The organism is Acidocella sp., from assembly GCF_050253495.1.
Classification (GTDB): domain Bacteria; phylum Pseudomonadota; class Alphaproteobacteria; order Acetobacterales; family Acetobacteraceae; genus Acidocella.
Map to the genome: position 1 here is coordinate 44,350 of NZ_JBFWIX010000020.1, position 14,004 is coordinate 58,353.

Below are 14,004 nucleotides of genomic sequence, written 5' to 3' on the forward strand. Positions count from 1 at the left end.
AGGCCGTGCGGCCGGGATCTTGGGAGGGCCGCTACCCGGCATAACCGGCCCTTGAGCACGGCCACAGAGGGGGCCGGGGTAAATCCATCCGCATGGGGGTCACCACCATTCTGCCCCGCGCTGTTGTGTCTCAATAATCAGACAGGCGGTCGGAATTTTAACCTTAACGCCATTTCATTGCCTGACTCTCTTACACAGCATCGGCCTAACGCAAGAAAAGCGGATCATGAACGACACATTGATATTCACGAACGGAAAAATTTTTACCATGGACCGGCGGCAACCATGGGTTGAAGCATTCGCGGTAAAAGCCGGGCAGATCGTCGCGGCGGGGGATAGAGGCGACGTCGAATCCAAAGTCGGCGGTGGTGAGATTATTGATCTCGGTGGCCGTTTCGTCATGCCCGGCTTTATCGACGCGCACCTGCATTTCGCGTGGGGCGCGTCATATGTTGAGGATATCGGCGTTCGTCATGCGCGCACCATGTCTGAGGTTTTGACCAAGCTCCGCGATTACGCGAAGGCAAACCCAGCCAAGGAATGGCTCGTTGGCCATGAATTCAGCTATGGCTATCCAGATCTCGCAAGTGGCGCATTTCATAAATCGATGTTCGATGAAGTCGTGAGCGACAGGCCGGTTTTCTTCTATTCAGGCATGGCCCATGCGGCCTGGGTCAACTCAAGGGCTCTCACCGCCGCGGGTATAAACAGCACAACCCCGGACCCTGAAGGCGGTATCATCGTGCGCGACGAGCATGGCCAACCCACCGGATGGCTGAAGGAAAATGCGGCCTTTCTCGTCAAGCGCCTCATCCCGCCCGCCACGGCGGAGCAGATGACGTCAGCCTTGGAAAAAGCACTCGCCTTGGCCGCAAGCTGCGGCATCACCCGCGTCCAAAGCGCTGGGTACGATGATCATATTTTCTCCATTTTGCGGGAGCTGCAACAAAAAGGGCGGTTGACCTGTCGTTTCACCCTCTCAAGTGTCATTGAGCCATCCGCCGATGTGGATGCAAAGCTTGCGGAGATGACGGAACTTCGCACCGCTTATGACGATGATTATATCCAATTCCGCATCGGAAAATTCTTTCTTGATGGCGTGCTGGAATCCCACACTGGCTACATGCCTCGCGGCTATGCCGACCAGCCTGAGGAAACGGGCGTGCTTTTATGGGAGGTCGAAGATTACCGGAATGCCGTCGCAAAGGTGCAGGCATCCGGTTTTCAGGTCTGGACCCATGCAATCGGAGAGGGAGCCATTCAAACCGCGCTGGACGCTTACGAGGCCGACGCCAAAAACTCGAAATTATGCCGCCCACGTGTCGAACATGTCGAAATTCCCCGGGCGGGGGATATTGCCCGTTTCAGGAAAATTGGCGCGATCGCCAGCCTGCAACCTTCGATGATCTACCCCAAGGATGAATGGCTGGGCATGGAAGGCATATGGGAAGTCAGGGCAGGCGGGGAGAATCTTCCTCGTGCTTTTCCCATTCGCGCCATCCTCGATGCTGGCGGTGCCGTTGCCTTTGGGACGGACTGGCCGATCATCGATCTTAACCCGCTTCTTGGCATCAGAAAAGCCGTGGTCCGGCAAAGCATGGACCGCCAGCCTGAATCAGGCTGGGTTCCCGCGCAGGCGGTAACGGTTGAAGAGGCATTGCAAGCCTATAGTTTGGGCGCGGCCTATGCCGGGCATCGTGAGCACCGCGAAGGCAGCATCAGCGTTGGCAAGCTAGCCGATCTGGTGATCCTGGATAGCAATCCCTTGACGCAGGACCCGCAAGCCATCCCGGACCTTTGCGTCACGGCCACACTCGTCGGTGGCCAGCTCGTTTATGGTACATTGCCTGGCCACGCGCTCCACGACGCCTGATTTTAGATCGCTTGAAAAGAACGAGGCCAACTCCATGCGCAACCCCGCCTATGACATCCTGTTCGAACCGCTCGCCATCGGCCCGCTGACCGCCAAGAACCGCTTCTACCAAGTGCCGCATTGCAATGGCGGTGGTTATCGCGATCCTTCGGCGGTCGCCGCGATGCGCGGCATCAAATCCGAAGGCGGCTGGGGGGTGATCTTCACCGAACAGACCGAGATGCATCAGACCTCCGAGATCACCCCCTTCATCGAACTGCGCCTTTGGGACGATGCGGATATTCCCTCCCTGCGCCGGATGTCGGATGCCATGAAATCCCACGGCGCCCTGGCGGGCATCCAGCTCGCCTATTCCGGTATTAACGGCCCGAATCTCTACACCAAGGAAATTCCGCTCGCCCCCTCCGCGCTGCCCATCCGGACCTTCACCAACGATCCCGTCCAGGCCCGCGCAATGGATAAGGGAGACATCAAAAATCTGCGCCGCTGGTTTGTGAACGCGGCCAGGCGCTGCCAAATCGCCGGCTTCGACCTTATCTGCCTTTACGGTGCGCACGGTTTCGGTGTGTTCCAGCATTTTCTCTCCCGCGCCACCAATCAGCGTACGGATGAATATGGCGGTGCCCTGGAAAACCGCGCGCGTTTCGTCAACGAGGTTGTCGCGGACATCCGCGATGCCGTGGGCGATAAAATGGCCATTACCCTGCGCGTCAGCCTGGATGAAACGATTGGCGATCTTGGTTTCTCCAACGCCGAGGTGCATGATTTTGTTGAAATGAACAAGGATCTTCCAGACCTCTGGGATCTCGCCCACGGCACCTGGGAGGATTGCTCCGGCCCTTCTCGCTTCAAGGAGGAAGCCGCGCAGGAGCTTCTTGTGAAAGGTATCCGGGATCTTACCTCCAAGCCCGTGGTGGGGGTGGGGCGCTTTACCTCGCCGGATGTCATGGCTCGCCTCGTCCGTCAGGGGGTTCTGGATTTCATCGGTTGCGCCCGGCCCTCCATCGCGGACCCGTTCCTGCCGCGCAAGATCGAGGAAGGCCGTGAGGACGACATCCGCGAATGCATCGGCTGCAATATCTGCATCACTGGAGATATGACGATGTCCGTCAGCCGCTGTACGCAGAACCCCACCTTCATGGAGGAATGGCGCCGGGGCTGGCACCCGGAAAAAATCGCGGGAAAGGGGGCTTCGGACAACGTGCTGGTCATCGGCTCTGGCCCGGCGGGGCTGGAGGCGGCGAGGGCTTTAAGCCTGCGCGGGTACGATGTGGCCCTGGCCGAAGCCAAGGAGCGTTTGGGCGGGCGCGTGGAGCGTGAACGCCTGCTGCCGGGCCTCTCCGCCTGGGGACGGGTGATGGATTACCGTCTGTACCAGTTGGGCCAGCGCCCAAACGTGCAAATATATCCCGGTTCGGAACTAGGTGTTGAGGATGTCCTGGAATTCGGCTTCCAGAATGTCTGTATCGCCACCGGCAGCGCCTGGCGAGCGGATGGCGTGGCGCGCCAGCATGTGGTGCCCATGCCGGCGCGCGGCAATCTGCCGGTCTTCACGCCGGATGATATCATGGCCGGCCGCCTGCCCACTGGCCGCGTGGTGCTGTTCGACGACGATCATTATTATATGGGCGGTGTCATCGCCGAACGCCTGGCTCAGGCGGGGTGCGAGGTGCTGCTCGTCACCCCCTCCGCCTATGTGTCCGACTGGACGCGCAACACACTGGAACAAGCCGCCATCCATCGCCGCCTGGTCGAAGTGGGGGTGAAGATCCTGCTGAATACCGGCATCACGCAAATCCGGGCCGAGGGAGTGGAGACAAATTGCGTCTATACCGATGCGCGCAACGTGCTGGAGGCGAACGCGCTGGTTATGGTCGCCTCGCGCCAAGCCAATGATGGCCTCTTTCACCAGCTACGGGCGCGTCAGACGGATTGGGCGGATGCGGGCCTCAACTCCGTCCAGCTCATCGGCGATGCCGCAGCCCCCGGCCCCATAGCCTGGGCCGTCTTCGCCGGGCATCGCTATGCGCGTGAGCTGGATACCGGCGTATGGACCGAGGAATGGGGCGATACGCTTGGTTTCCGCCGTGAAATCACGGCTCTCTCGCCGGATTTGTAATCGCCCGAGGCATTTTCGGCCCGGCGGCATGCGCCTTGTTAGACGGAGCCTACGTTGGGTCGCTTCGGCCTTGCAGGAACAGATTCGAAGCGTCTGTCGCCGAATGAGATGCATCCTGTCCTCGCCGGCTTTCTTCCCGAAGCCGGTTTGCGGCATTATATCGGTGCAGCGGCCGCCCGTGCGCAGGCTATCCGCCTGCGCACGGTTTGGCTAGTGTTTTGGCGTCCAAACCAGAAATGAGGAGACTGACTGTGATCGACAACTCCGCCTTCCCTCAGATTGGAATTACCCGGGAAGATTTGATTTGGAGGGTTTACAAAGTTTTCCGCGACAGTTCAGAGCGTATTCTCTCCAAGCACGAAGTCCTGGACCTTATCAATGAGGTTGCCGTCGCCGTTGACGGGCGCAGAGGAACGTCCTCCCAGGTCGCTGAATAGATTTAAATACCGTGCTAAAGCCAGGCTTTTCCTGCCGGTAGCCGGAGGTTTTGCCGGCTCCGGGACGATCTGATGGCAAATAACCGCCGCTGCGGCGAGGTGGCGCCAGAACGGCTGTCGTCCACCCGCCGTGCCCGGTCATTTGGTTTTCCCTGGAACAGGTTCCCGTGCCGTTTAAGCTTCCCGGTCGACCCGCCGGAGCCGTTGTTCAAGGCGCCTGCTCTCGCCTGTATCCAGAATGGGTCTTGCCTCCATCGAAACCCCTTGTTCCAACAGCAAAAAGCTAATTCGTTTGAAAAGGATTGGAAACTATTTCATTTAAACATCTAAATTGTCCGTAATTCTAAATGGCGGTCAGTCGAATTCCATTCAGCCCTCATTCGTCGGATACCATTTGCCGAACCGGTTACACCAGCTTTCGTCGCAAGATTACCTTCATGTAACCGCTTTCCAGACTAGAACAGATGAAGGTGGAGATATGCGGCTGAAATTTAAGCATAGACCTCCGATACAATTTCACACGATCAAAACTCTTGTCGAATCTAGCAATGAAAGTATAATTTAATCTAAACTTTCATAGCCCTGACCAGCATGACATCATTACCATCGCTAGATTCTCTGAAACCCACAGACCATCGCATGGAACCGCGCCGTCGTATTCTCAAGGGTGGCAAGTTGTATTTCGGTGCTTTCAGCCCGACGGTTGTAGACTGTTTGGTCATCGACCTTACCGCCAATGGGGCACGTGTGGAAACGCCGGAGATGACGCAAGTGCCGGAACTCTTCAAGATACAAATTGGAGACGCTCCCGCGCGCCGCGCCAGGCGCTGTTGGGCACATGGTAATGCCATCGGCTTGGAGTTTCTCGACCCGCATGATTAAGGCTGCTCCAATCGGGGTGTCGCAGCACATCGCGGTTCCACAATGACGCCGGTGCCCAGCTCCCCTTAAAGGTAATAGTCGGCGTTTAACCAGACAATATCATTGGAGGGTGGGCATGCGCGGCGGCTTAGGGCCAGGAGGCCCGCGACTATGCGCCTGCCCCCAGGCACCGAAACGCAAGGGGGGACAAGCGAGGCTGAAACCAAGCCGTAAACCTCTCTTCCGGCTTAACTGAGCCAAATATCGTAGCACAAATACTTCCCGTGCTATATGCTCAGATAAAAAGAATTTAGAGGAACGCCATCAATGTCATCCGCGTCCAAGCGGCCCATGACCCTCATCGCCGCGTCAACAGACGACCGGGCGCTGGCTAGCCATCTGCATTTCGCGCCTGACACCGGCTATATTCAGCTCTTCGAGCAAAGAATGCTATTGATGCATGGTTTCTCTGTCGCCGCATTGCGGCACGAGATCGTCGAGCGGTTAGGCCAGGAAAAAGCCAGGGAAATCTTCACCCGCCTGGGCTACCAGCAGGGTATGGCCGACGCCTTGCAATTGCGCATGCATGAGGGAGAGGACCTGAGCCGCGTGATGGCGCTCGGCCCCCGCCTGCGTGAAATCGAGGGATTCGTGCGCAACCAGGCTATCGACCGCATGCAATTCAATACCAGTACCGGTGAGTTCTGGGCCGATTATTATTGGCAAGCCTCATGGGAGGCCGAGGCGCATCTGAAGCAGTTCGGTGTGTGCGGGGAGCCTGCCTGCTGGATGATGGTCGGCTATGCCTGCGGCTTCACCACCTCGCTCATGGGCCGGCCGATCCTGTGGCGCGAGGTGGAGTGCGTGGCCATGGGCCATGCGCGCTGCCGGGTGGTGGGGCGACCGCTAGAGGAATGGGAGAACGCTGAAGAGGATTTGCGCTTCCTGCAGATTGAGGATTTTGTCTCTCCGCCGCGCCCGGTGCGCACACGCTCCACAACACCACCGGCGCCGCCTTTACCCGCCGACATGCTACCCGATCTCGTCGGTGCGTCCGCCCCGTTCAACGCCGTGGTACACAAGATCAAGCGGGTAGCGGCCACCGACGCCACGGTGCTGTTCCTGGGGGAGAGCGGCGTGGGCAAGGAGCGATTCACCAAAACGTTGCACACCATCAGCCGTCGCGCGGCGGGGCCGCTCATATCGCTCAACTGCGCCGCCATCCCGGCGGAGCTGGTCGAGGCCGAGCTGTTCGGCGTGGAGAAGGGCGCTTACACAGGCGCTACCGCCGCCCGCCCCGGCCGGTTCGAGCGTGCCGAGGGGGGCACCATCTTTCTCGATGAAATCAGCAGCCTGCCGTTATCCGCCCAAGGCAAGCTACTGCGCGTGTTGCAGGAACGAGAAGTGGAGCGTGTGGGCGATACACGCGTGCGCCGGGTGGATGTACGCGTGGTGGCGGCGGCCAACCGTGATCTGCGCACCGAGGTGACGGTGGGACGCTTCCGCGAGGATCTATTCTTCCGGCTCAACGTGTTTCCCATTGAAATCCCGCCCCTGCGCGAGAGGCGCGAGGATATTCCCCTGCTGGTCAATGTATTCGTCAAACACGCGACCGAGCGTCTGGGCAAGGTGATCAGCGGCCTTACTCAACGCGCCACCCAGGCGCTATGGGCGTATAACTGGCCAGGTAATGTACGCGAGTTGGAAAACATGATCGAGCGTGCCGTCATACTGGCCGATGAAGGCGGTACGCTAGATGTATGGCATTTGTTCTCAGGCGAGGAGGCCTTGACCCCACGCATGCTGCATTTGGCTGATGATGGTCATCTTGACTCCGGCATTCCCCCTGGCCCTTCCGAACTGGATGACCTCGGCGCGCTCCTAGAACAAGCTGGAGGTCTGGAGAACCTGGAAACCCAACTTTTTGAGTACGCACTGAAAAACAGCAATGGCAACATATCAGCCGCGGCGCGGCTTCTGAAGTTGCGGCGTGGGCAATTGGAATATCGGTTAAAAAAAACCCGGCACCATGAATGATGCCGGGCCAGCACACGGTGGAAGAAATTTTCAGCTCTGTTGCTCGATGAGTTGACGCAGTAAACGGCGCACCTTCACGGGGGCGATGTCATTGCTCATCAACACCGGCGAGAGTGAGAAAAACTCATCGCCATCCATCTCCTTCTCCACGGCCTCCAGCAACGGCAGATCCTCGTTGGCAAAGGCATCATGCATTGCATCGATTTTAATCTTGTTGAAGTTCGCGTCTTCGACAAGATGATTGCGCCTGGTCGCGAACCAGTAATGAGTGGTCGTCTCCGTCTCGGGTGTGACGGTATGCAAGTCGTACTGGGCGATGCAGTTCTCCAGATCGAGCGCGCCGTTGGTCTGCGTTGCCCCCACCGAGAGCTGAATATTGGCGGGAGGGGCCCAGGTGATGTCAAAGAAATGCCGGGCCTCGTCTTCAGGCTTCGGCAGAAACTGATTGAAGATCAGCATGGCCGGGGTCTGTTCCCACTCCCAGCGGGCGGAAACACGCGTATCTGTCTCACGTAGCACGGGAGTGATGGGCGAGAGTTTGCCGCGAGTGGAAATAATCTCACCATGAAGATGATCGATATGGCTGAGATCCATCACGTTGTCGACGATCAGTTCATAATTCGCGGCGGTATGCATGTAGGTGTAGGCCACAGCGTTCTCATGGCCGATGTCCAGCGGCGAATAATCTGGCAACAAGCTTTCATCCGCCTCGCCATCGCCCAGCCAGATCCAAACGAAACCGTAGCGCTCCAGCACCGGATAGCTCCGCACCTTGGCGGCCTTGGGAATAAGCTTGTTGCCATGCGGATTATGTGTGCAGGTGCCAGAGCCATTGAAGCGTAGACCATGATAGGGGCACACCACCTCATCGCCCTCGCGCTTGCCCAGATGCAGCGGCACAAAACGGTGTGGGCAGCGGTCCCTTATCGCCACGGCTTCGCCGTTTTGGGTGCGGTACATCAGCACATTGCGGTTCAGTAGAGTGCGTGGAAGGAGATCGGTCTCGTTGAGATCGGTGGAAAGCGCGGCAACGTACCAGGCATTCTCCAGGAAGATACCAGGGGATTTTTGTAGCATTCTTGAATCCTCGCATTTTATATTCAATGGCGCTTAATGGATTGGTGGCTCGGCGGCCGCGCCTTCAGCCGCCGCAAAACTCAGAGATCGAGCACCAACTCTGGCGTGCGGGCGCGTGAGACGCAGGGGGTGAAGCAGTTGTTGCGGGCGCGCTCGGCCTGGGTGAGGAAGCTGTCGCGGTGTTCGGGCTCACCCGCCAGCACACGGGTGACGCAGGTGCCGCAAATGCCCTGCTCACAGGAGACGGGCAGATCAACCCCAACCGCGAGCAGTGCCTCCAAAGCCGATTGCTCCGCCGCCACCGGCACAACCATGCCCTGCTTGGCCAAACGCAGGTTGAACGCACCGCCCGGAGCCACGGGCGCAGCCGCGAAGGATTCCGAATGCAGCCGCTCTTGCGCCCACGCCGCAGCGCGCGCGCTGGCATAGATATGCGCGATGAACCCGCTTGGGCCGCAGACATATGCGTGCGTGCCGGCCGGAGCAGCGGCAAGCACGGCTGTGGCATCAAGTTTCTGGTTGTTTGGACCATCATCCATGTGAAACTGTACCGAACCACCTAGCGGGCCGGTGCGGAGGTCGTCGCGAAAGGCGATGGCGGATTCGGTCCGGGCGCAATAATGCAAGGCGAATTCCCTATCTTGCCGATGCAGCACATGTGCCATGGCAAGCAACGGCGTTACCCCAATCCCCCCCGCAAACAACAATACGCTTCCCTCGTCCTCCAATGGGAAGAGGTTGCGCGGTGTACCGATCGTCAAGGCCATCCCTTCGCGTATATCCGCATGCGCACTGTGCGAACCGCCCCGGCTGTTGGGGTCGCGTAGAATGGCGATTTCATATCGATGCGTTTCAACCGGATCATTCAGTAACGAATATTGCCGCATCAGACCATTGGGCAACCTCACATCGATATGGCCCCCCGCGCTGAAAGCGGGGAGTGCCGCGCCGTCGAGCGCATGCAATTCGAGTGCGACAATATTATCTGCCACCATACGGCGCCGCATGACTTGAACAGTAAGCACTTTTTTCTCCCCAATTCTGGTTTTATGGAGAGCTTCAGCAAGGCTCATGCCAAATCAAAAGGGGCAAATCCGTCCCTTCTCGGCCTCCAATTTTCGTCAAATGCAGAAAAAAGTTCAAGCAGTAGGGGAAACCGTCAGGATATGAAGAAAAATATCATGACTCCACCTATGCTGGTCGCGTACAAATCATACACATAGACTATAAGCGGGAATGCGGTTTGCGGCGGGTCAAGACACAGGGGCTCGCATTCTTGAAGAGGCCGAAGCGGGTGTCGTTATCCAGTGTTTGGCGATCGATGAGGTGTTCGCAAATATGTCCTTCGATTATGTTAAGCTCGATATTGAGGGCACGGAGTGTTCGGCCTTGGGTGGGATGAGCAATATGATCGTAAACTATCGACCGCGTCTCGCAGTCAGTGCATACCACAAGCCCGAAGATTGGTGGAGTATTCCGTTCAAGTTACATTCTTTGCCGCCAGATGCGTCGATCTATTTACGGCAGCGTTGCCCTAATACGTTTGAGCTTGTCGCTTACGCGATACCGCAAGGTCGTTAAGCGTGAATAAACGCAGGCATCCTCACCCCGCCTCTACAATCTCCAAAATCTCCGCCCCGTAGCGCTCGATCTTCGAGGCGCCGATGCCTGGGATCTCCGCCAGTGCTGCCGTGTTGGCGGGGCGGGTGGCGGCGATGGCGGCCAGGGTGGCGTCGTGGAAGATCACGTAGGCCGGTACGTTTTGGGCCTTGGCGAGGCGTGAGCGTTCGGCGCGCAGCGCTTCGAACAGCGGCTTGTCGGCCTCGGCCAGCTCCAGCCGGCTGGCCTTCTTCTTCAACACTCCGCGTGCGGTGCCGCGGCTGGTTTCCTGGCGCAACCGCACGCTCTCCTGGCCGCGCAAGATCGCCTCGCCCATCGGCGTCAGGCAGAGCGCGCCGTAATTTTCATGGTCAACTTCCAGAGCCCCGCGCACGATCAGCTGGCGGAACACCGAGCCCCAGGCCTTGCGGTCCAGCTCGCTGCCCACGCCGAAGGTCGGCAGCTGGTCATGCTCGAACCGCTCCACCTTCTCGGTCTTCACCCCCAGCAGAATATCGGTGAGATGGCCGACGCCAAAGCGCTGGCGGGTGCGCCAGGCGGCGGAGAGGGCTTTCTGCGCGGCGATGGTACCGTCCCAGGTCTGGGCGGGGGTTATGCAATTATCGCAATTGCCGCAGGGGTGGGCCAGAGCTTCGCCGAAATGCGCCAATATGGCTTGCCGGCGGCAGGTGATGGTCTCGCACACACCCAGCAGCGAATCCAGCTTGCGCCGCTCCACCTGCTTGATCTCGGGTGGGGCGTTGCTCTGCTCGATCATTCCTCGGCGCAGCACCAGGTCCTGCATGCCATAGAGCAGCAGCGTTTCGGCCGGCAGACCGTCGCGCCCGGAGCGGCCGGTTTCTTGGTAATAGGCTTCCAGGCTGGAGGGCAGGTCCAGATGCACGACAAAGCGCACATCTGGCTTGTCGATCCCCATGCCGAAGGCCACGGTGGCGACCAGCACCAGCCCTTCCTCGGCGGCCAGGAACTCGTCCTGATGCGCGGCACGGGTCTCAGCCGGCATTCCGGCATGGTAGGGCAGCGCGCGGATGCCGTGCTGGTTCAGCGCCGCCGCGGTCTGCTCGACGCTGTTGCGGCTGAGGCAATAGACGATGCCGCTTTCCCCATTATGGGCGCGCAGGAAAGTCTGCAGCTGGCGCAGGGGCGCTTCCTTGCGCAGCACGGCGTAGCGGATATTCGGCCGGTCGAAGCTGGAGAGGAAGAGCGGTGCCTCCTCCAGGTCCAGCCTTTGGGCGATGTCGCGCCTGGTTTGCGGGTCGGCGGTGGCGGTGAGCGCCATGCGCGGCACGCCGGGGAAGCGCTCGGCAAGTTGCGAGAGGGCTAGATATTCCGGGCGGAAATCATGCCCCCATTGGCTGACGCAATGCGCCTCGTCGATGGCGATGAGGGCGATGCGCGCCCCGTCCATCATCTCCAGAAAATCCGGCATCAGTAGCCGTTCTGGGGCGGCGTAGAGCAGCTTCAGCCGGCCGGCGCGAAGATCGGCGCGCACCTGGGCGCGCTCGGGCGGGGGGAGGCTGGAATTCAGCGCCGCCGCCGGTACGCCGAGTTGGCGCAGCGCGGCCACCTGGTCGCGCATCAGCGCGATCAGCGGCGAGACGACGATGCCCACCCCCTCCCGGCACAAGGCGGGAAGCTGGTAGCAGAGGGATTTGCCGCCGCCGGTTGGCATCAGCACCAGCGCGTCGCCGCCGGCGCAGACATGCAGGATGATCTCTTCCTGCTGGCCGCGAAAGCCGGGCAAGCCGAAGATGCGGTGCAGGATATCGGCTGGGTCGGCAGCGGGGCGGGCGAGGGAGGAGCTGGCCATACCCGAAGGTACAACCCCGTGCCGTGGCCGGGCAATCTTGAGCCTGGTTAAATCAGATGAAGCGCCGCGCCCCGCTGTCACAGGCGGCATGGTCGAACGCCACCAGCCACAGGAACACGAACGGCCCGCGCAGCGGGGTGAACAGCGCGGCCAGGCGCCAGCGCCGCAGGTCCAGCAGGGTGAGCAGCCTGTTGGCGGGCATGAGGGCCATCGTCACCCCGAGGGAGGTGACCCCGACCAGCAGCGCCGCCGGCGGGATCACGCCGGCCCGCGGCACCGGCGCCCCCACCCCGAACCTGTCCCGATCTTCGCAATCATGGGTCCATTATGCGTGGAATAATGGGCCTTCGCAATATGTGGTCGCCCGACCATGGACGCGCGGGAGAGAGTGGCGGTGAACATCAGGCGGCTTCGTACCAGCCCAGTCCGCCAGCGTTGCATCGGGTGACGCCTGCACACGCGCACACAAGGCGACATCATGCCCCGCGAGCTTGGCATCGGATACGACCACGCCCCAAAACCCGCCCCTGACGTGCGAGCAGGTCTTTCGGCGTTTACAGGACCATGTCACCGCGGCGGCCCGGAAAATCGACCCGGGACCGGACAAGGAGGTGTATAGTCCAAGGCAGTTGCACGCGATCGAGAACCGCCCGAGTATGCGGCACGATGTATCGTGCGTCTCAAATCGACAAAGAGGCGCGGAGGACGGTCGGTGATGATCCAAGCTTGAATAAACGCATCACGGGCAAATCCAACAGGGGGTGGATTTCATAGACGATGACACGGGCGATATTTATGACATGACCACGCCCAAGCAGATGCAGGCGCATATAGATAAGTGCGGTACCGATTTGAACCGCTTGGATACGAGCGGTGAGACAATCGAGCAATTGCCGCCGGAATCAGAAGGGCTGTCCGGCAGAATAGAATCCGCCGTAAAATCAGGCGCGCAAGCTATAGAATCTGGCATAGAGACTGGCACGCAAGCCGTTGAAGAGGATATTATGCCAATCATCGATGACCTCCCGCCACCGTAAGCACCATGACCGAGATTTCCGCATCACGCCCGCCGTAAAGCGCAGTTGAACCATGCCGTGATAAAGGGATGTGATTTTACGGCTAGTTATTTATCTTGAACGATTGCCGAGCATTCCGTTTTTCAAGATTGTGTCTTCGACTATACTGATATGAATGATTATCAATGATAAAGGTAATATCTTCACAAATTGCCGCTTCTACCGCTGTGAATGGCAAGTTGGCTCGATAGGTACAGACTGGAACAACAGTAAGAGGGGTGAGTATCAGTCCCGCTATGTGAGTTGTTGTTTCGAGAATGTAAAGCTGACAAAGACAGGCTTCGGCGATCCACGCTTCGTCAATTGCACCTTTGTGTTCAAGAAGCTGAGCGGCTTGGATTTTGGGTGCAGTGGCTTTGTGAATTGCCGGTTTGAAGGCGCGTTCCAAGACCTTACCTTCCGAGGGCAATACTCGAACAAAGAATATACGGCCCGCAAGGGAGAGCCGCAATATGCGGGCTTCACCAATGTCAGCTTCGAGAAAACTGCTTTGCAGTGGTTTGCGTTGCTCGATGGGTTTCCCTTGCGATCCGTCAAGAGGCCCGAAGATGGTAGTGCCTTCCTTGCCGACATGCCTTGGTTGTGTCGGGAGCAGAAGGTAATCATGAGCAAGTTTTCAGATCAACGATCAAAGGAGGTCTTATCCCGTTACCTAAACATAGACTGCGGCGCTGCCGAACGCCAACCGGTCAGCATTCTCTCCCGGTATGACCTCTTTGAGAGTTTTGCGAAGGGCGAGGAAGCCCTGATTCTACCGGTTTATGCCTTGCTCAAGCAGGAATATGAGATATTTGTTTGAACCGGGACTATGGACCATAAACGGTAATTGGCGGTGGTGATATGAGTATTCTCTGTTCTTTTTTTGTCAGCAATCATAATGAGGCTCTGATTTTTGAGCAAACGGCCAGTTGTGACCGGCCCCCTGCTCTTCAACGATTTCCACATGCCGAGTTTACAGGAATCACGGACCTAGTGTTCTGATCGGAAAGTAGTCTACATTCTGGCTAAACCTTAAACTTGGGGAGGCTAGGATGTCGAAGGGTCGTGCGGTTGCTGTCATGTTGGATGATGCTGAGCAAGCTGCCCTGACGGCT

At 58.8% G+C, this 14,004-nt stretch carries 12 protein-coding genes; 7 read left to right on the forward strand and 5 right to left on the reverse strand.

Going from position 1 to position 14,004, the window contains the following annotated elements:
• Positions 1–205 precede the first annotated feature (205 nt).
• Positions 206–430: a hypothetical protein gene (locus tag AB7D48_RS13785; protein ID WP_427980199.1), complete on the reverse strand. Its 225-nt coding sequence runs from the start codon at positions 428–430 to the stop codon at positions 206–208.
• Between AB7D48_RS13785 and AB7D48_RS13790 the strand changes: the two genes are divergently transcribed.
• The 4 genes from AB7D48_RS13790 to AB7D48_RS13805 all read left to right on the forward strand — a co-directional run bounded on the left by AB7D48_RS13790 (position 401) and on the right by AB7D48_RS13805 (position 7,327).
• Positions 401–1,873 carry an amidohydrolase gene (locus AB7D48_RS13790; protein WP_427980196.1) on the forward strand — a complete coding sequence of 491 codons (1,473 nt, stop codon included), beginning with the start codon at positions 401–403 and terminating at the stop codon, positions 1,871–1,873. The two genes, AB7D48_RS13785 and AB7D48_RS13790, sit on opposite strands and share 30 nt — an antisense overlap.
• A complete protein-coding gene (locus AB7D48_RS13795; RefSeq protein ID WP_427980166.1) occupies positions 1,836–3,992 on the forward strand; it encodes an NAD(P)-binding protein in 2,157 nt (718 codons plus the stop codon). Before AB7D48_RS13790 ends, AB7D48_RS13795 begins: the two co-directional genes overlap by 38 nt.
• Before the next feature lie 1,076 nt (positions 3,993–5,068).
• The gene (locus AB7D48_RS13800; RefSeq protein ID WP_427980168.1) at positions 5,069–5,311 is read left to right on the forward strand and encodes a hypothetical protein; all 243 of its coding nucleotides are present in this window, start codon (positions 5,069–5,071) and stop codon (positions 5,309–5,311) included.
• 306 nt (positions 5,312–5,617) lie between these two features.
• Positions 5,618–7,327, forward strand: coding sequence for a sigma 54-interacting transcriptional regulator (locus AB7D48_RS13805; RefSeq protein ID WP_427980170.1), 1,710 nt, complete (start codon positions 5,618–5,620; stop codon positions 7,325–7,327).
• Positions 7,328–7,357: 30 nt separating this feature from the next.
• On the opposite strand, the gene AB7D48_RS13810 is transcribed toward AB7D48_RS13805, so the two are convergent.
• The gene (locus AB7D48_RS13810; RefSeq protein WP_427980172.1) at positions 7,358–8,404 is read right to left on the reverse strand and encodes a Rieske 2Fe-2S domain-containing protein; all 1,047 of its coding nucleotides are present in this window, start codon (positions 8,402–8,404) and stop codon (positions 7,358–7,360) included.
• An 80-nt stretch (positions 8,405–8,484) separates the two neighbouring features.
• On the reverse strand, positions 8,485–9,411 hold the full coding sequence (locus AB7D48_RS13815; protein ID WP_427980175.1) for a PDR/VanB family oxidoreductase: 927 nt from the start codon (positions 9,409–9,411) through the stop codon (positions 8,485–8,487).
• 229 nt (positions 9,412–9,640) lie between these two features.
• Between AB7D48_RS13815 and AB7D48_RS13820 the strand changes: the two genes are divergently transcribed.
• The gene (locus AB7D48_RS13820) at positions 9,641–9,985 is read left to right on the forward strand and encodes an FkbM family methyltransferase (RefSeq protein ID WP_427980177.1); all 345 of its coding nucleotides are present in this window, start codon (positions 9,641–9,643) and stop codon (positions 9,983–9,985) included.
• A 22-nt stretch (positions 9,986–10,007) separates the two neighbouring features.
• Here the strand turns inward: AB7D48_RS13820 and recQ are convergent, their stop codons facing one another.
• Both recQ and AB7D48_RS13830 read right to left on the reverse strand, forming a co-directional pair.
• The gene (recQ, locus tag AB7D48_RS13825) at positions 10,008–11,834 is read right to left on the reverse strand and encodes a DNA helicase RecQ (protein ID WP_427980180.1); all 1,827 of its coding nucleotides are present in this window, start codon (positions 11,832–11,834) and stop codon (positions 10,008–10,010) included.
• A gap of 52 nt (positions 11,835–11,886) precedes the next feature.
• Positions 11,887–12,045: a hypothetical protein gene (locus AB7D48_RS13830; protein WP_427980181.1), complete on the reverse strand. Its 159-nt coding sequence runs from the start codon at positions 12,043–12,045 to the stop codon at positions 11,887–11,889.
• Positions 12,046–12,595: 550 nt separating this feature from the next.
• Here AB7D48_RS13830 and AB7D48_RS13835 point away from each other — a divergent pair.
• Positions 12,596–12,871, forward strand: a complete 276-nt coding sequence (locus tag AB7D48_RS13835) for a hypothetical protein (protein WP_427980183.1) — start codon at positions 12,596–12,598, stop codon at positions 12,869–12,871.
• Between the two features lie 154 nt (positions 12,872–13,025).
• Entirely contained in the window at positions 13,026–13,709 is a 684-nt protein-coding gene (locus tag AB7D48_RS13840; RefSeq protein WP_427980185.1) for a hypothetical protein, read from the forward strand.
• Positions 13,710–14,004: the final 295 nt, after the last annotated feature.

What these genes read in the sequence shown, in the direction of transcription:
- AB7D48_RS13830 (WP_427980181.1), bottom strand. Translation starts at nt 12,045, where the DNA reads ATGGCCCTCATGCCCGCCAACAGGCTGCTCACCCTGCTGGACCTGCGG.
- AB7D48_RS13840 (WP_427980185.1), top strand. Translation starts at nt 13,026, where the DNA reads ATGATTATCAATGATAAAGGTAATATCTTCACAAATTGCCGCTTCTAC.
- AB7D48_RS13815 (WP_427980175.1), bottom strand. Translation starts at nt 9,411, where the DNA reads ATGCGGCGCCGTATGGTGGCAGATAATATTGTCGCACTCGAATTGCAT.
- AB7D48_RS13785 (WP_427980199.1), bottom strand. Translation starts at nt 430, where the DNA reads ATGCAGGTGCGCGTCGATAAAGCCGGGCATGACGAAACGGCCACCGAG.
- AB7D48_RS13800 (WP_427980168.1), top strand. Translation starts at nt 5,069, where the DNA reads ATGGAACCGCGCCGTCGTATTCTCAAGGGTGGCAAGTTGTATTTCGGT.
- AB7D48_RS13810 (WP_427980172.1), bottom strand. Translation starts at nt 8,404, where the DNA reads ATGCTACAAAAATCCCCTGGTATCTTCCTGGAGAATGCCTGGTACGTT.
- AB7D48_RS13795 (WP_427980166.1), top strand. Translation starts at nt 1,836, where the DNA reads ATGGTACATTGCCTGGCCACGCGCTCCACGACGCCTGATTTTAGATCG.
- AB7D48_RS13820 (WP_427980177.1), top strand. Translation starts at nt 9,641, where the DNA reads ATGCGGTTTGCGGCGGGTCAAGACACAGGGGCTCGCATTCTTGAAGAG.
- AB7D48_RS13790 (WP_427980196.1), top strand. Translation starts at nt 401, where the DNA reads ATGCCCGGCTTTATCGACGCGCACCTGCATTTCGCGTGGGGCGCGTCA.
- AB7D48_RS13805 (WP_427980170.1), top strand. Translation starts at nt 5,618, where the DNA reads ATGTCATCCGCGTCCAAGCGGCCCATGACCCTCATCGCCGCGTCAACA.
- recQ (WP_427980180.1), bottom strand. Translation starts at nt 11,834, where the DNA reads ATGGCCAGCTCCTCCCTCGCCCGCCCCGCTGCCGACCCAGCCGATATC.